At 65.3% G+C, this 15245-nt stretch carries 16 protein-coding genes; 7 read left to right on the plus strand and 9 right to left on the minus strand.

What is annotated here, in order from left to right; translation table 11 throughout:
- Positions 1 to 14: 14 nt before the first annotated feature.
- The 6 genes from DCG74_RS10120 to DCG74_RS10145 all read right to left on the minus strand — a co-directional run bounded on the left by DCG74_RS10120 (position 15) and on the right by DCG74_RS10145 (position 4781).
- The gene (locus DCG74_RS10120; RefSeq protein WP_172785131.1) at positions 15 to 308 is read right to left on the minus strand and encodes a hypothetical protein; all 294 of its coding nucleotides are present in this window, start codon (positions 306 to 308) and stop codon (positions 15 to 17) included.
- Between the two features lie 338 nt (positions 309 to 646).
- Positions 647 to 994 carry a DUF3088 domain-containing protein gene (locus DCG74_RS10125; RefSeq protein ID WP_172785130.1) on the minus strand — a complete coding sequence of 116 codons (348 nt, stop codon included), beginning with the start codon at positions 992 to 994 and terminating at the stop codon, positions 647 to 649.
- Between the two features lie 55 nt (positions 995 to 1049).
- Positions 1050 to 1628, minus strand: coding sequence for a hypothetical protein (locus tag DCG74_RS10130; protein WP_172785129.1), 579 nt, complete (start codon positions 1626 to 1628; stop codon positions 1050 to 1052).
- 197 nt (positions 1629 to 1825) lie between these two features.
- Positions 1826 to 3139 carry a tetratricopeptide repeat protein gene (locus DCG74_RS10135; RefSeq protein ID WP_172785128.1) on the minus strand — a complete coding sequence of 438 codons (1314 nt, stop codon included), beginning with the start codon at positions 3137 to 3139 and terminating at the stop codon, positions 1826 to 1828.
- 14 nt (positions 3140 to 3153) lie between these two features.
- A complete protein-coding gene (locus DCG74_RS10140) occupies positions 3154 to 4176 on the minus strand; it encodes an aldo/keto reductase (RefSeq protein WP_172785127.1) in 1023 nt (340 codons plus the stop codon).
- Positions 4177 to 4355: 179 nt separating this feature from the next.
- Positions 4356 to 4781: a PaaI family thioesterase gene (locus DCG74_RS10145; protein WP_172785126.1), complete on the minus strand. Its 426-nt coding sequence runs from the start codon at positions 4779 to 4781 to the stop codon at positions 4356 to 4358.
- Positions 4782 to 4848: 67 nt separating this feature from the next.
- On the opposite strand from DCG74_RS10145, the gene DCG74_RS10150 reads away from it, so the two are divergent.
- Both DCG74_RS10150 and DCG74_RS10155 read left to right on the plus strand, forming a co-directional pair.
- A complete protein-coding gene (locus DCG74_RS10150; RefSeq protein WP_373569526.1) occupies positions 4849 to 5478 on the plus strand; it encodes a CoA pyrophosphatase in 630 nt (209 codons plus the stop codon).
- Positions 5479 to 5534: 56 nt separating this feature from the next.
- Positions 5535 to 6752: a hypothetical protein gene (locus tag DCG74_RS10155; protein WP_172785124.1), complete on the plus strand. Its 1218-nt coding sequence runs from the start codon at positions 5535 to 5537 to the stop codon at positions 6750 to 6752.
- Positions 6753 to 6883: 131 nt separating this feature from the next.
- On the opposite strand, the gene DCG74_RS10160 is transcribed toward DCG74_RS10155, so the two are convergent.
- The gene (locus tag DCG74_RS10160; RefSeq protein ID WP_172785123.1) at positions 6884 to 7189 is read right to left on the minus strand and encodes a hypothetical protein; all 306 of its coding nucleotides are present in this window, start codon (positions 7187 to 7189) and stop codon (positions 6884 to 6886) included.
- Positions 7190 to 7382: 193 nt separating this feature from the next.
- Between DCG74_RS10160 and DCG74_RS10165 the strand changes: the two genes are divergently transcribed.
- The 5 genes from DCG74_RS10165 (at position 7383) to DCG74_RS10185 (ending at position 12584) form a co-directional block, all read left to right on the plus strand.
- Entirely contained in the window at positions 7383 to 7862 is a 480-nt protein-coding gene (locus DCG74_RS10165; RefSeq protein ID WP_172785122.1) for a hypothetical protein, read from the plus strand.
- Positions 7863 to 8174: 312 nt separating this feature from the next.
- Positions 8175 to 9122 carry a TAXI family TRAP transporter solute-binding subunit gene (locus DCG74_RS10170; protein WP_172785121.1) on the plus strand — a complete coding sequence of 316 codons (948 nt, stop codon included), beginning with the start codon at positions 8175 to 8177 and terminating at the stop codon, positions 9120 to 9122.
- A 155-nt stretch (positions 9123 to 9277) separates the two neighbouring features.
- A complete protein-coding gene (locus DCG74_RS10175) occupies positions 9278 to 11386 on the plus strand; it encodes a TRAP transporter permease (protein WP_172785120.1) in 2109 nt (702 codons plus the stop codon).
- Complete coding sequence (locus DCG74_RS10180) at positions 11347 to 11766, plus strand: DUF1850 domain-containing protein (protein ID WP_172785119.1); 420 nt, start codon at positions 11347 to 11349, stop codon at positions 11764 to 11766. The genes DCG74_RS10175 and DCG74_RS10180 overlap by 40 nt, the downstream gene beginning before the upstream one ends.
- Before the next feature lie 11 nt (positions 11767 to 11777).
- Positions 11778 to 12584 carry an SDR family NAD(P)-dependent oxidoreductase gene (locus DCG74_RS10185; RefSeq protein ID WP_172785118.1) on the plus strand — a complete coding sequence of 269 codons (807 nt, stop codon included), beginning with the start codon at positions 11778 to 11780 and terminating at the stop codon, positions 12582 to 12584.
- A 60-nt stretch (positions 12585 to 12644) separates the two neighbouring features.
- Here DCG74_RS10185 and DCG74_RS10190 read toward each other — a convergent pair whose 3' ends face one another.
- Positions 12645 to 13415, minus strand: coding sequence for a hypothetical protein (locus tag DCG74_RS10190; RefSeq protein WP_172785117.1), 771 nt, complete (start codon positions 13413 to 13415; stop codon positions 12645 to 12647).
- Positions 13416 to 13577: 162 nt separating this feature from the next.
- On the minus strand, positions 13578 to 15155 hold the full coding sequence (locus tag DCG74_RS10195) for a sodium:proton antiporter (protein ID WP_172785116.1): 1578 nt from the start codon (positions 15153 to 15155) through the stop codon (positions 13578 to 13580).
- Positions 15156 to 15245 lie beyond the last annotated feature (90 nt).

Here is a 15245-nt window from a genome sequence, read left to right on the forward strand (position 1 = left end):
CGTCTGTGTCCCTCTTACCAGCGACCGCCGCCGAAGCTGAACGTCACGCCGGGGCCTCCGCCGTAGTACCCATAGGGGCCACCGCCGTAATAGCTATGGCGCGGGTAGTAGCCGTAGCTTCTGTAATAGGGCCGATAATAGCCGTGATGGTGGTGACCGTGCCAGCGGTAGTGCCTGCGGTGCGCGCTGATGTCGGTGGATTGGCTTTCCTGCGCGGTTTGCTTGGCGCTTACGCTGCCGGCCGCGTTCGCCGATCCGCCGGCCAACGCCGCAGCACCGAGGGCGATCGCGGCAATGAGATATTTCATGTCATCACTCCAGTTGAATGTCGTGTGACAACACATGAGCATCCCGCGCGTTCCGGCCGGTGCGGGCGTCGAAACGACGCAGATATCAGTTCCGATGAACGCTCGTTAACGTTTGTGAACGATCGAAGGGGGCGCGTTCTATCGTCGCATGACGAGGCCTCGCCTGCCGATTGGTGCCCCGGACGCAGCGCAGCGTCTCTTCGACGATGCGCTGCTGAGCCGGGGCCGATTTTCCTGGTGGGCCCGCTGCATGGGTCCCGGCTCTGCGCAGAAGCGCAAGGAGCGTTGCAGCGCGTCCGGGACACGAGAGTGGGGCATACAGATTCTCGCACACACTATCACGGATGAGGATCGGGAAAGCCGTGCCGCTCGGAGAGCGCGGCGAGGATCGCGTCCTTGTCTGCGATGAAGGCGCGGTCATGATGACTGCCGGTCTGGTGCGGCGAAGTCGCCCCAGTCGCGAGCACGAGCAGCGGCAGCGATTGATTCTCCTCGCCGACCAGCGCGATCACCTCTTGCCGCGGCCGTGGCCAGGGGATCCGCTCGACGTCGAGCTTTTCGGCCAGCTGTGGAAACGAGGCCAGCACACCCTCGATCAGCGCGCAGTGCCAGCAATAGAAGCGTTGGCCCGGAAAGGCCGGATCCTCGAAGCCGGGACGCAGCAGAAACAGGTGATCACGTTTCATGGGTCGCTCCGTGGCGGCATCGCCATCGTACGCGTTGACGCCAGCGGACACGGAGCTATTTGAACGGATCCTGGATCGACGGCGACGATTGACGGATGCGGCGCACGCTGACCGGGGTGCCGTCGGAGACGAACAGGAGCTCGTATTTGCGGCCCTGGCTGTCGGTCGCCGAGCAGGTGACGTCGTTCACCTTCCTGGCGGCGAAGTTGCCGGTCTGGCGGCAGATCCCGGTCGAGGTCTGCTCGGCCGGCACCGGCAGGCCATCGACCTTGGGGCGGTCCTTGGAGTTGAGCAGCACGCGGTCGATTGGGAGTTCATAGGAATTGTCGTCGGCGCGCTTGCCGTTCTCGCCGGAGAACGACACCACATGACTGTCATCGGAGGGATCGTCGACTGCGACCGCGAAATTGACCCGGCCCGTGTCGCCATGGGCATAGGCCACCGTCTTGCAGGGCAAGGTGCGGCCTGCGACCCTGAACGTCTTGCAGTGGCCCGACATCAGCGCCAGGAGATCGATGAAGGCGTTCGGCTGCGCCGGCGGATTGTTGACCGGAATGGGCTTGGAAGTCTCAGCAAAACAAGGACTTGCCGAGACCACGAGCAACGCGGCGAGAACCAATCGGCGAAGGCGCATCGTCGGGCTCACGGGGGCCATGGCGGCGGAACAATTCCGCACCATAACTATCGAATCGCAAATTGGTTGCGATCCCGTTTGTGCTGCGAGTCCCGACTGGAATACCACCGCGTCAACCCCGACGGCGATTCGTTCAAATCGCCCGATCCATCCCAGCGGGCACATGCCATCAGGCCGGTGTTTTTTTCGTGGCGGAGCTAGCCCACCGCCGCCTGCCAGCGCTGATCGCGGAAGGAGGGGCGGCGGTGGAGGCGGGCGTCCAGCGCGGCGCGGGCGCGGGGCAGCTCGCCGCTGCGCATGAGCGCAACGATATAGGTGTCCTCGATCAGCTCGCGCTGGGCGTGGCTGCCGCCGATGCGCACGACCTCGCCGAGCACCGGCGCGAGCATCTGCACGCAGGTCCGGTAATCCTCATCGGCGAAAGCCGCGAGCGCCCGGAAGATCGCTGGCACCACCGGGCCGGCCGGCAGCTTGCCGTCAGCCAGCCGCTGCTCGATCGCCGCAAGGCGGACGGCGAGCGCTTCGCGATTCTGCATCGCGGCCGCGAACAGCGCCATGTGGACGTCGGCAAAGGACAGGCTCGATTTCGGAAACAGTTTTTGCGCGGCGGCGTCGGCTTCCAGCCACAGCGCCTTCGGCACCGCATGGCCGTACATCGACAGGCGCCACAGCAGCGAGGCACTGTCGGTGATGACGTTGAGCGGCGGCGCCTGCGTGGCAGTGGGCTGAAGCACGTCGGCATAGATCGCGAGCGCCCGCGCCGCATCGCCATGCTCGAGCGCGCCGAGCGCCTGATGCCAACGGATATGGCCGTGGAGGAGTCCGGCGCGGCCGTAAGCCGGGATCCATTCCTCGACCAGGCGATCGGCTTCCTCGATCGATCCATCCTCGAACATCGCATGCAGCACCGCATGCGCGGCATGGGCATTCGCCCGACGCAGATTGAAGCCGCGCTCGGTGACGATGCGTCCCCGCGCGACGTCGCCATTCTCCGTCATCGCCCAGCCGGACATCGTGAGGAACCACCAGTCCTCGCCGTAATGCTGCGCGACCCTCTCGCAGAGCTCGTGCCGGGCGCGGTCGTGATCGGCCATGCCGGAGAAGGCGAACAGGCCGAACGCGCCGAGCGGCAGCGACAGCACCACGGCGTCGCGGGGCCATGCGTCGATGTGCTTCAGCGTCGATGCGATCGCCTCCGGCAGCCGGCCCTCGATCGCGAGCGCCAGCGTCTCGACATGCGAGCGCTCGCGCTCGCTGCCGCGCTTCGCCACGAGCTCACGCGCGCGTGCCGCCTTCTGTCGCGCGAGATCGCCCTGCTGGTAGAAGGCATGCACGCGGCCGCGGGCGATATGGGCCAGCGCGAAATCAGGGTCGGCCGCGATCGCGCGCTCCAGCATCTCCGCCGTGCCGGTCCAGCCCGCGAGCATGAGGTCGACGCCGTCACGATAGGCGCTTGCTGCCTCGTGCGATGAGGTGGAGAGCGGCAAGCCGTAGCGGTCTTCAAGCGTCATCGAGGTCGCCGTCCTCACGCCGTCCGCGCGCGGCGGCCTTCGATCGGATAGGCCGGGTCGTTATAGCCCGGCGTCGAGGGATGGCCTGATGTCACCAGGCGGTCGATCAGCGCCTCGTCCTCCGCGGTGAAACGATAGTCGAGCGCGCTGATGTAGCCGTCCCATTGCTCCTCGGTGCGGGGACCGGCGATCACCGACGAGACGAAGGCGGAGTTGAGCACCCAGCCGACCGCGAATTGGCCGGCGGTGATGCCTTTCTTCTCGGCGTGAGCCTTGATCTCCTGGGCGAGCTGGAGCGATTCCGGCCGCCATTCCGTCTGCATCATGCGGGTGTCGTTGCGGCCGGCGCGCGTCTCCTTGTCGGGCGCCGCATCCACCTTGTACTTGCCGGTGAGCACGCCGCGCGCCAGCGGGCTGTAGGGCACGATGCCGAGGCCGTAATAGGCGCAGGCCGGAAAGTGCTCGACCTCCGGCATGCGGTTCATGGCGTTGTAATATGGCTGGCTCACCGCGGGCCGGTCGATGCCGAGGCGGTCGCAGATGTTGCAGATCTCGGCGACGCGCCAGGCACGGTAGTTGGAGACGCCGAAATAGCGCACCTTGCCTGATCGAATCAGGTCACCCATCGCGCGCACGGTCTCCTCCAGCGGCGTGGCATGATCTTCCTTGTGCAGATAGTAGATGTCGATGTGATCGGTGCCGAGCCGCATCAAGCTCTCGTCCGCCGCCTGCAGCACCCAGCGCCGCGACAGCCCGCCGCGATTGGGATCATCGCCCAATTCGCTATTCATGGGGTTTGCGAGCTTTGTGGCAAGCACCCAGGCTTGGCGGTTGCGCGCGATGGCGCGGCCGACGACCTCCTCCGAGCCGCCTTTCGAATAGGCGTCCGCGGTATCGATGAAATTGATGCCGGCGTCGTGGGCCTTATCGATGATCCGCGTTGACGTGGCTTCGTCGGTCGGCCCGCCGAACATCATGGTGCCCAGGCAAATCGGCGACACTTTCAGGCCGCTGCGGCCGAGCTGACGGTATTGCATGAGCGGGTCCTCGATATGTTATGGGCGCAGCATAGCCGCCGGGTTGCGTCATTGCGAGCGCAGCGAAGCAATCCAGAGATGCCTCCGCGGAGAGGTGCTGGATTGCGTCGTCGCAAGAGCTCCTCGCAATGACGGCGGGGGTGCGGTGTGCAGCGTTGGCGGCCTTGCTGACCGAACAGCTACCCCGGCCCCTTCAGGATCTTGAACACGCCGTTCGCCATCACGATGCAGCGATCGTCCACCGTCAACTCGGTGCTCATGAAGATCAGGCTGCGGGTCGAGCGCACCACGCGGGGGCGGGAGATCAGGATGTCGCCGATCTGGCCGGCCTCGACGAAATGGGTGTCGAGCTGCACCGTCGCCAAGTACTCCTTGCCGGAGACGTGGCGGGCCGTCATGCCGCAGGTGCGATCGGCGAACGTCATCATCACGCCGCCCTGGACCATGCCGCGGCGATTGTGGTGCTTGTCTTCGGTCGCGAGCGCGAACTCGTAATGGCCGTCGACCTTGCGCTCCCACAAGGGGCCGATCAGGTGCAGGAAGCCCGTGGTCTCCAGGATGCTCCAGCCCTCTGATTTCAGCCTTGCGGCGGCCTTGCTGGTCATGTCGTCGTCCATCCTTGCAACGCGATCTCTCCTCGTTTCATCAGATGCGGTCCTGGTGTAGTCAAGCATCATGAGAGCGTTCGACGATGCCACGAGACGGAATATCGCAGAGGCCTGCGCGGCCTTCGCGCGGCTGCCCGAGATAGCCGCGCCGTCGGCGCTGAAGCGCGCCGCGGTGGTGCTGGCGCTGACTGAATCCGACGACGGTGGCGACACCGCCTTCCTGCTCACCAGGCGCGCCTCGCACCTGCGCGCCCATCGCGGCCAATGGGCGCTGCCCGGCGGACGCTGCGATGCCGGCGAGACGCCGGTCGAGGCCGCGCTGCGCGAGCTCGACGAAGAGCTCGCGCTCGAGCTTTCAGCCGATGCGGTGCTCGGCCTGCTCGACGACTATCCGACGCGCTCGGGCTATCTGATCACGCCGGTCGTGGTCTGGGCGGCCGACAGTGCTGCGATCCGCCCGAACCCGGACGAGGTCGCCTCCGTCCATCGCATTGCGCTCGACACGATCGAGCGCGACGATGCCTTCGATTTCACCGCGATCCCCGAGAGCCGCCGCCGCGTGATCCGCTTCCATCACCAGATGAGCCTGATCCACGCCCCGACCGCGGCGCTGATCTACCAGTTCCGCGAGGTGCTGGCGGGGCGGCACACCCGCGTCACCGACCTGGAACAGCCGGTATTTGCCTGGAGGTGACGATGGTAAACGGCGCGTTAACGTGACGGTTACCGGATGCCTGCTAAGAAGGCAGCATGCATCATTCGATTCGAAACAAATTGGCGCTGGTTCCGCTCGCGCTCGTCCTGATCTCGCCCGCAGCGCGCGGCGCCGAGGCCGACGCGCTGCCGCCCGCCGTTCGCAATGCCAACGCCCAGCTGCTGTCGCAGTTTTTCGCGCAAGGCGCGGGGGCCTCGCCCGCCGTGCTCGAATATCGCCGCAAGTTCGCGGAATATCAGGCTGCGCGCGCGGCCTTCGATGCCGAGGCCGGCGCTTACTGGAGCCAGATCTCCGAGAAGCGGAAGACGCGGAACGCCAAGCGGCGCAGCGGGCAGCAGATCACGCTCGATGATTACGTTCTGGAGCATCCGCCGCTCTATACCGGGCCGAAGAAGCCGGTGAACCCGGAGCCGGAGGAAACCCCGGACCGGCCGCCCAAGAAGCCCATCCCCGTGGTCGCCGATCTGCTGCGCGCGGCGCAGGAGCACTACCAGTTCACGCCGCAGCGCCCCTCCAGCGAGCTCGAGTTCAAGCGCGCCTATGCGCGCTACGCGCTGGCCTCCGGGTTGACGCGCGAGCAGGCGGTGCGGGTCTATTCGTTCGAGACCGGCGGCACCGGCAGTTACGACGTGCAGGCGGGCATCGAGCATGGCGGCAAGCGCGCGATCTCGACCGCGATGGGCTACAACCAGCTGCTCACCACCAACAGTGTGGAGCTGCTCGCCGAGCAGGGCCATGAATTCATTCGCGCGCTGTCCGAGAAGGTGGCGCGGAGCTCGGGGCCGGCCCGCCAGGCGCTCGAGCACAAGCTCGCCGTGCTCAAGAAGATGGTGGCGCATGCGAAGTCGGTGCCCGACACCTGGTCGGAGCACGAGAAGATCGGCAACACGACGCAGGGCTGGGCCATGCATGCCATGGTGCTGGACATCGACATCGGCCCGATGCTGCAGACCCACAAGCTGCTGACATCCGTGCTGTTCGCCCGCGCCAAGGGCTTCACCCGCCCGCTGTCGGCGGCCGAGCTCGAGATGATGAACCTCACCGGCGACGGCACCGGCCTCGACATGGTGACGATGCCGCAGGCGATGCGCGAGCAGGTGCCGACCTCGAATTTCTTCCAGCGTGGCGGCTACGAGCGCAACCCGGTCGCGATCCGCCACAACACGGTGGCGAAGCTGCTGGCCGTGACGGACGAGCGCATGGACTTCAACAGCAGCAAAGCCGGCGCAAGGGAGCTGGCAGGGGCGTTTTAGGGCTCGGTGTCATCCCGGCGAAGCTGCGTAGGGTGGGCAAAGCGAAGCGTGCCCACGGCCTTCGACCAGAGTGTGCTGAGAGGTGGTGGGCACGGCGCTAGCGCGCCTTTGCCCACCCTACGGCACTTAGTTTACTGATCCGGCCCGAACTTGAACTTGCCGTCACCCTCCAGATACGGGCCGCTGCGCATGTAGAGCTGGCCGTTGTGGCCGAGGAAGAACAGCGTGCCCCTGGGCACCTTCTTGGCGCCCTTCAAGAGCTCGCCGGCATTGCTGGTACCCATTTTATAGGAATAGGTCTTGCCGTCCTTGTCATAGGCGTAGCCGGTGTCGGGCTTGAGCTCCCAGGGCATCGCTGCGGTTTGCGCCAATGCGGGCCCAGCCAATGCGCCGAGCGCGGCTGCGATTGCAAATGTCTTGATTGAAAATGCCGTCATCCCATCCTCCCAAGGTCGGGACATTCCAGGCTTGAACAAATCACGAACGATGCGTCCCGGTCAATTTGCGAAAGCGCCGCAGCGCATCACGTCTTGCCCAGCAGTTTGTGATTTTCCCTTCGTCCCCTCGCGACTATGTTCCGCTTTCCGTCTAGAACGCAACTCGACAAAAATATTGGTGGGGGTGATTCGAATGAACCTTGTCGTTAAAGCCTGCTCGGCTGCCGCGGTGCTGCTTACCGCGCTGGCGCCGGCCGCCCAAGCCGATGACTACCAGCTCAGCCACAACCAGCGGATTTCGTGCAGCCGCGGCCTTGCCCCGGGCAAGCTGAACACGGCGACCTGCAAGTCCTACACCTATCTCTTCAACACCAAGACGTCGGAATATTTCCGCTGCCAGGTCTCCTTGGCGCTGACCCGCGACAACAAGGAAGTCATCAACGTCCAGACCGACGGCGGCTGCACCAGGAAGCCGCGCATTTTCGAGACCGACGGCAAGTATGATTTCGACGCCACCGAGACCGAGCCGCCGAACACCAATTCGTTCTTCGGCCCCGGCGGCTATTCGGTCTGGGCGGCCGACGTCGGCGCGCAGAAGGTGCGCGGCTGCATCATCATCTCCACCGGCCTCGGCTCCGACATCTCCAAATGCCTGGACATGACGTTCCAGTAGCATTGCTGCTGAGGGTGTGCTCGACCATCGCCTCGTAGAAGGTGCGCTCCCTCCCCGCTTGCGGGGGAGGGCTGGGGAGAGGGTGTCTCCGCAATGGGACCCTCCCCTAGAGGAGATAGCCCTCACCCGGGCCTTCGGCGCGACCTCTCCCGCAAGCGGGAGAGCTGAAGTGCGCCACCTCACCGCACCGTCGGGTTCCAAAAAAATCAGCGGGAACGGCCCTTTGCCGCAGTCCTGTTTTGCCTTTTGGATGGGTTGACCCGCATCCCTCATCCGGCCAATTTCGCCGCCGGTTTGGGGAGAACAACAACCATGAAACGGACCATTTTCGGCGCGGCCGCGGCTCTTGCTCTGGCGGCGTCGGCACCTTGCGCGCAGGCGCAATCCTTCGTCAACGTGCTGACCGGCGGCACCTCGGGCGTCTATTACCCGCTCGGGGTCGCGATCGGAAAGATCTACGGCGACAAGATTCCCAACGTGAAGACGCAGGTGCAAGCCACCAAGGCGTCGGTCGAGAACCTGATCCTGTTGCAGCAGGGCCGCGGCGAATTGGCGTTCACGCTGGGCGATTCGCTGAAGGCCGCATGGAACGGCGAGGAGGAGGCGGGCTTCAAGACCAAGCTCGACAAGCTGCGCACGATCGGCGCGATCTATCCGAACTACATCCAGATCGTTGCGACCGCTGAATCCGGCATCAAGACGCTGGCCGACCTCAAGGGCAAGAGCCTGTCGGTCGGCGCGCCGAAGTCGGGCACCGAGCTGAACTCGCGCGCGATCCTGGCTGCTGCCGGCATGAGCTACAAGGATCTCGGCAAGGTCGAATATCTGCCCTTTGCCGAATCGGTCGATCTCATGAAGAACCGGCAGCTCAACGCCACGCTGCAATCGGCCGGGCTCGGCGTCGCCTCGCTGAAAGACCTCTCGACCTCGAGCCCGATCACCGTGGTGTCGGTGCCGAAGGAGACGGTCGACAAGATCGGCCCGCCCTTCGTTTCTGCGATCATTCCGGCCAACACCTACACCGGCCAGGACAAGGACGTGCCGACCGCGGCCGTGATCAATTATCTCGTCACGAGTTCCGCGGTGTCGGACGATCTCGCCTATCAAATGACAAAACTGATCTACGAGTCCCTGCCGGAATTGCAGAATGCGCATGCGGCCGGCAAGGAAATCAAGCTCGAGACGGCAGCCACCGGCAGCCCGGTTCCACTGCACCCTGGCGCGATCCGCTATTACAAGGAAAAGGGGCTGATCAAGTAGGATCGGCTCTCTCCGTATCGTCATGCCCGGGCTGTCCCGGGCATCCACGTTCTTAGAGGCAGCGTAACCGTGGATGGCCGGGACAAGCCCGGCCATGACGTGTGCGGGGACGGGCCTTTGCTATAACGACCTCCATCAGGGCGCGGGGAATATCGATGTCGCAGGCAGAGGCCACCGAGGGCCCTATCAAGGTCGAGTTCGACAATTTCGAGCACGGTTTTCCGGAAGGGTTCGGCCCGGGCTGGTGGGGCCAGCTCGCCTACTGGATCGGCATCGCGTTCGCGACCTTCCAGCTCTATGTCGCCGCGTTCAACTATCTGCCGAGCCAGGTGGTACGCGGCGTCCATGTCGGCTTCCTGCTCCTGCTCACCTTCGGCCTGATCGCCAACTTCACTGCGAAGAGCGATTTCGGCCGTGCGCTCGGCTGGGTGATCGGCGGCGCCGGCTTCTTCTGCGGTCTCTACCAATGGATCTTCTATGCCGACCTGGTCGCGCGCGACGGCGATCCGACCAGGCTCGATCTCGCCGTCGGCACGCTGCTCGCGGTGCTGATCTTCGAGGGCACGAGGCGACTGATGGGCGCGGCGCTGCCGCTGATGTGCGGCGCGTGTCTCCTCTATTGGTTTTTCGGGCAGTACCTGCCGTCGCCGCTGAACCATCGCGGCTATGATTTCGACCAGATCGTCACGCATCTGTCGTTCGGCACCGAAGGCTTCTACGGCGTGCCGGTCTACGTCTCGGCGACCTACATCTTCCTGTTCATCCTGTTCGGCTCGTTCCTGGAGCGCGCCGGCATGATCCAGCTGTTCACCGATGTCTCGCTCGGCCTGTTCGGCCGCACCCGCGGCGGACCTGCCAAGGTCGCGGTGTTCGCCTCGGGCATGATGGGCACCATCTCCGGCTCGGGCGTCGCCAACGTCGTCACCGTCGGCCAGTTCACGATCCCCTTGATGATCAAGTTCGGCTACCGCCGCGCCTTCGCCGCCGGCGTCGAGGCTACGGCCTCGATGGGTGGACAGATCATGCCGCCGGTGATGGGTGCGGTTGCCTTCATCATGGCCGAGACGCTCGGCGTGCAATATTCGGAGATCGTGAAAGCGGCCGCTATCCCTGCGATCCTCTATTTCGCCTCCGCGTTCTGGATGGTGCATCTGGAAGCCGGCAAGCACGGCCTCGTCGGCATGAAGCGTTCGGAGATCCCGAGCGCCTGGAAGGCGCTGGTGACGCGCTGGTACCTCGTGCTGCCGCTCGCGGCGCTGGTCTACATGCTGTTCGAGGGTTTTACGCCGCTCTACGCCGGCAGCATGGGCCTTGCGCTGACCGTGACGCTGATCCTCGGCACCGCCATCACGACGGGCGCCTCCTCGAACGTGATCCGCACCATCTTCTGGGTCGGGCTCGCGCTCGTCGTCGCGGCACTGTCGCGCGACGGCCTCCAGATCGTGCCGGTCGCTACCGTCGTGGTCGGGCTGATCGTGATCACGGCCTTCGTGCGCGGCGGCTTTGCGGCGTTGCGCGCCTGCCGCGATGCGCTCGCCGAGAGCGCGAAATCCGCCATCACCGTCGGCATGGCCTGCGCCATCGTCGGCGTCATCATCGGCATGATGTCGCAGACCGGCGTCGGCACCATCTTCGGCGGCTGGGTGATCGGTCTCGGCGAGAAGAGCCTGTTCCTGGCGCTGGTCATGACCATGTTGCTGTCGATCCTGCTCGGTACCGGCATCCCGACCATCCCGACCTACATCATCACCGCGGCGCTTGCAGCGCCTGCGCTGGCCAAGCTCGGCGTGCCCTTGATCGCGAGCCACATGTTCGCATTCTACTACGGCATCATGGCCGACCTCTCGCCGCCGGTGGCGCTCGCCGCGCTTGCGGCCGCGCCGATCGCCAAGGAGAACCCGGACAAGATCGGCTGGGAGGCGATGCGCATCGCGCTCGCCGGCTACGTCATTCCCTTCATCTTCGTCTATTCGCCGGCCTTGATGCTGCAGGCCGGCGATCCCATGGCGGCCAAGCTCGGCTTCTACGGCGCGGTGGCGCTGGCGAGCTTGAAGGCGCTGGTGGCGATCGGCCTGTTCGGCATGGTCGCGATCGGCTTCCTGTTCAAGCGGCTGACGCTGATCGAGCGCGTGGTCGCGCTCGGCGGCGCACTCTGTCTGCTCGGCGAATTCCCGTTCAGCGACACCGCCGGCTTCGTGCTCGCCGCCGCGCTCGTGCTGTGGCAATGGCGGCAGCGTCCGCCGGCAACGGTCGAGGCGGTGTGAGTCTCTGTCTTGCGACAGTTGGCGGCGTGAAGGCGCTCGCCCTGTCCGCGTTCACGCTTGTCTGGACGCATTCGATCGCGAAGGTCGAATGGCAGGAAGACTGGCGCCTCACGCCCGCCGGCCTCGAACTGGTGCAGGCCCGCGTCAAGGGCACCGGCCCCGGCATGGAGCCGCCGCCCGAGGCGCGGCTGGTCGATGGCTGGTTTCAATGGCGACCGCACCGGGCGCCGATGCCGGAGGTGGTGCTCGGCAATTCCGGCGCGGCCGGGGAATGGCGACTGTGCCATGGCGGGAAGTGCCGGACGTTGTCGGAGATTGTCGGGCATCCCGTTGGTGCTAACGTGACCAAAATGAGCATCTGCGAACAACAAGAGAAATAAGGGAGATCACGATGGATCGGCTCAAGGGCAAGGTTGCGATGGTGGTGGGGGCCGGCTCGATCGGACCCGGCTGGGGCAACGGCAAGGCGACCGCGGTGACCTTTGCGCGCGAGGGCGCGCAGGTGTTTTGCGTCGATCGCAATGCTGCCGCGGCCGAGGAGACCGCGAAGATCATCACGGGCGAAGGCGGCAAGGCGACGGCATTCACGGCCGACGTGTCGCGCGCCAGTGAGATCGAGGCGATGGTCGCGGCGTGCCTGAAGGCCTATGGCCGCATCGACGTGCTCGACAACAATGTCGGCATCGCCGAGATGGGCAGCGTGGTCGAGGTGAGCGAGGACAGCTGGGACCGCGTCTTCAGCGTCAACCTCAAGAGCGCCTATCTCGCCATGAAGCACGTCATCCCGATCATGGTGAAGCAGGGCGGCGGCTCGATCATCAACATCTCCTCGATCGCCTCGATCCGCCACATGGGCATCTCCTACGTTACCTACGGCACCTCGAAAGCGGCGATGAACCAGATGACGCGCACCACGGCGATCGAGTTCGCGCGTCATCATGTGCGCGTCAACGCGATCCTGCCCGGCCTGATGAAGACGCCGATGGTCGAGCACTCCGCCGGCCTCGCCGCCAGCTACGCCAAGGGCGATGTCGAAGCGATGTGGCGCGCGCGCGACGCGCAGGTGCCGATGGGCCACATGGGCGATGCATGGGACGTCGCCAACGCCGCGCTGTTTTTGGCGTCGGACGAGTCGAAATACGTGACGGGCATCGAGCTCGTGGTCGACGGCGGGATCACGTGCAAGGCGGGGGCGTAGCTTTCAGTCTTCGTCGCCGTCCCGGATTGGCGCTCCACTTGTCCGGGACGACGCCGAGAGCTACCGCGCCAGCGCCAGGATGCCGCCGGCGAACGAATGCCACGCCGCCGTTTCGCTGACCGGCCAGTTCAGCACCTTCACCGCCAAAAGCGCGAGCGTGCCGGTGATGTAGACCGGATGCACGCGCCCTTCGGTGCGCCAGTCGCGCACCATGGCGACGACGAGCAGAAGGGAGGCGACGACAGCCGGCGCGATCGTCACGGGCACCGGCGGCGGGCCGGGCGGTCCGGGAGGCGCGAGGAAGGTCAGGAACCAGCGCGCGATCGCGGCGTCGAGGATCGAGACCGCCGCGAGCAGCATCAGGCGCTTGTGAACCTCGGGCCTGCGCGTATTCATGATCGCCAGCACGAACACCACGGCGAAGAACGCGATTCCGCTCATCGGCACGATCGAGAAGGCGATGCCGGCGTCCTTCTGCCCGAGCGCGGCGGAATGCTGCATCACGTGGACCGAGGCGAGGAAACCGAAAATCGTCATCGCGGTCGCGAGCGACACGCCGGCAATGCCGAGCGAGCGGTGGTTGACCACGCGGCCGGAGGCCGCGAGCCAGGTCTGGAGCACGAAATACAGCGACCAGGTGAAGAACAAGAGTCCATGAAAATGAATCACCGGGCTTGCGGAGAATGTCCGGTGAGCAAGCGGCACCCAATAGGTCGGTGCGAAGCCGAGAAAGGCGGTGGCGGCGCAGGCCAGCGCCATGTGGAAATAAAAGTATCGTGCGGGCGACGCATCACGCGCGCGTACACGACGATCGTCGATCAAGGTCGTCATCAGGAGTGAGTCTGGGAAAGCGGGGTCCGGTTCAAACTCCGGGACGCTGTGTGTGACGAGGCGCACGTTGCTGAACGCACCAAACTCGCCGTCGCCCCGGATCTGCGCGCCCCTAGGGCTCGCTCGTCCGGGACGACCCCGAGTTTGTGTCGCGGAGCTGCCTCATCCGCCCGCGCTCAATTCTGCGCGATCGAGCTCCTCCTCGAGCCGGTGAAACGCATCGTCGCCGATCACCTCGGTGGCGCGCAGATCGAAGATCGCCTTGCGCGCGGCCTCGATGGCGCGGCGGCGGAGGGGATCGGCGGGAAGTTCGCCGTTGCTGATGCCGCCGTTCGGATCGGTCTCGGTCTGCATCAGGATGGCGCGATATTCGAGCCGCAGGATTTCCGCCTCCTCCGACGGATCGCTCTCGATCGCATCGAGCGCGGCGCGATAGGCGACCGCGCGGCCGCGGGCGACCTCGATACCAACGGGATCGTCGTCCTTGAGGTTGAAAGCGAGGATCAGCGGCCGCAGCGTCAGGCCCTGGATCACCAGCGAGCCCAGCACCACCGCAAAGGCGATGAAGACAATGAAGTCGCGATAGGGAAAGTTTTCCGGCAGGGCAAAGGCGGTGGCGAGCGTGACGAGACCGCGCATGCCGCACCAGGAGATGATGAGCCCGCCCTTGGGCGAGGCCATCTGCTTCGGATCTTTAGGGCGATAGAGTCCCTGCGCGATCAGCACCCGGAGACTTGTGCGATAGAACGTCACCCAGAACAGGCGCACCAGGATCACCGTCAACAGGATCCAGGCGGCGGCTACGCAATATTCCCAGCGCACGTCCGCGTCCAGCCGCGTCCAGATCGGCCGCATCTGCATGCCGATCAGCATGAAGGCGAGCACGTTGAGCACGAACACGGTCGTGTCCCACACGGCATAGGACGGTACCCGCAGCCGCGCCGGGATGCGTGCCGGCGCGGTCCGTGCGACCGTGATGGCATAGACCACGATCGTGAGGATGCCGGAGAGGCCGAGATGCTCGGCGGCGATCCACACCAGGAAAGTGGTGGCGAACTGCACGATGATGGCGCTCGGCGCCTCCGTCACCCGCTCCATGAACAGCGGAATGATGCGGCCTGCGGCCAGACCCGCGATGACGCTGCCAACCAGCGCCAGCGCCATGGTCGGCGCGACCTGGCTCCAGGTCAGATGCTCTGTGGCGACCGCGCCGACGGCGATGCGATAGATCAGCAGCGCGCTGGCGTCGTTGAGCAGGCTTTCGCCTTCCAGCACTTTGACCATGCGATGGGGCAACTTGACCTGGCTCAGGATCGCGACCGCAGCGGCCGCATCCGGCGGCGCCACGATGGCGCCGAGCGCGACCGCGGCGGCCCAGGGCATGTCGGGCATCAGCCGATGCGCGACATAGGCGACGCCCGCCGTGGTCAAGCCGACCGCGGCGACGACCAGAGTCGAGACCGGAACCCAGTTGTTGCGAAGGTCGCGCAACGACGTGTCGAAAGCGGCATCGAGTAGGACCGGTGCGACAAAAAGCGCCAAGGCCAGGTCCGGCTCCAGCGCCCAGGACGGGCTCGAGGGCACAAAGGCGATCAGCGCGCCGCCGATGGCGAGAAAGGTCGGGTAGGGCACCTTGATCCGCCGCGCCAGCGCCGATAAGCCAACGGCGCCGAGCAGCAGCGCGATGATCCATTCGAATGTCGACACGATGATCCCCGAAGCCGATCTGAGCGGTGCCACAAGCTAGCACTAATCTTGCCGTATGATGGATAGTACGGCTTCAAGGCAAGACCTCTTCAAGACAACATCTTAAGAGGATGGACGGCAAGG

The sequence above is a fragment of the Bradyrhizobium sp. WBAH42 genome (genome assembly GCF_024585265.1).
Classification (GTDB): domain Bacteria; phylum Pseudomonadota; class Alphaproteobacteria; order Rhizobiales; family Xanthobacteraceae; genus Bradyrhizobium.

Excerpts from the sequence above, each read along its gene's own strand:
- DCG74_RS10145 (WP_172785126.1), bottom strand. The coding sequence starts at position 4,781 with ATGACCAGCAAGGCCGCCGCAAGGCTGAAATCAGAGGGCTGGAGCATC.
- DCG74_RS10120 (WP_172785131.1), bottom strand. The coding sequence starts at position 308 with ATGAAATATCTCATTGCCGCGATCGCCCTCGGTGCTGCGGCGTTGGCC.
- DCG74_RS10175 (WP_172785120.1), top strand. The coding sequence starts at position 9,278 with ATGTCGCAGGCAGAGGCCACCGAGGGCCCTATCAAGGTCGAGTTCGAC.
- DCG74_RS10180 (WP_172785119.1), top strand. The coding sequence starts at position 11,347 with ATGGCGGCAGCGTCCGCCGGCAACGGTCGAGGCGGTGTGAGTCTCTGT.
- DCG74_RS10135 (WP_172785128.1), bottom strand. The coding sequence starts at position 3,139 with ATGACGCTTGAAGACCGCTACGGCTTGCCGCTCTCCACCTCATCGCAC.
- DCG74_RS10170 (WP_172785121.1), top strand. The coding sequence starts at position 8,175 with ATGAAACGGACCATTTTCGGCGCGGCCGCGGCTCTTGCTCTGGCGGCG.
- DCG74_RS10125 (WP_172785130.1), bottom strand. The coding sequence starts at position 994 with ATGAAACGTGATCACCTGTTTCTGCTGCGTCCCGGCTTCGAGGATCCG.
- DCG74_RS10140 (WP_172785127.1), bottom strand. The coding sequence starts at position 4,176 with ATGCAATACCGTCAGCTCGGCCGCAGCGGCCTGAAAGTGTCGCCGATT.
- DCG74_RS10130 (WP_172785129.1), bottom strand. The coding sequence starts at position 1,628 with ATGCGCCTTCGCCGATTGGTTCTCGCCGCGTTGCTCGTGGTCTCGGCA.
- DCG74_RS10190 (WP_172785117.1), bottom strand. The coding sequence starts at position 13,415 with ATGACGACCTTGATCGACGATCGTCGTGTACGCGCGCGTGATGCGTCG.
- DCG74_RS10155 (WP_172785124.1), top strand. The coding sequence starts at position 5,535 with ATGCATCATTCGATTCGAAACAAATTGGCGCTGGTTCCGCTCGCGCTC.
- DCG74_RS10185 (WP_172785118.1), top strand. The coding sequence starts at position 11,778 with ATGGATCGGCTCAAGGGCAAGGTTGCGATGGTGGTGGGGGCCGGCTCG.
- DCG74_RS10165 (WP_172785122.1), top strand. The coding sequence starts at position 7,383 with ATGAACCTTGTCGTTAAAGCCTGCTCGGCTGCCGCGGTGCTGCTTACC.
- DCG74_RS10160 (WP_172785123.1), bottom strand. The coding sequence starts at position 7,189 with ATGACGGCATTTTCAATCAAGACATTTGCAATCGCAGCCGCGCTCGGC.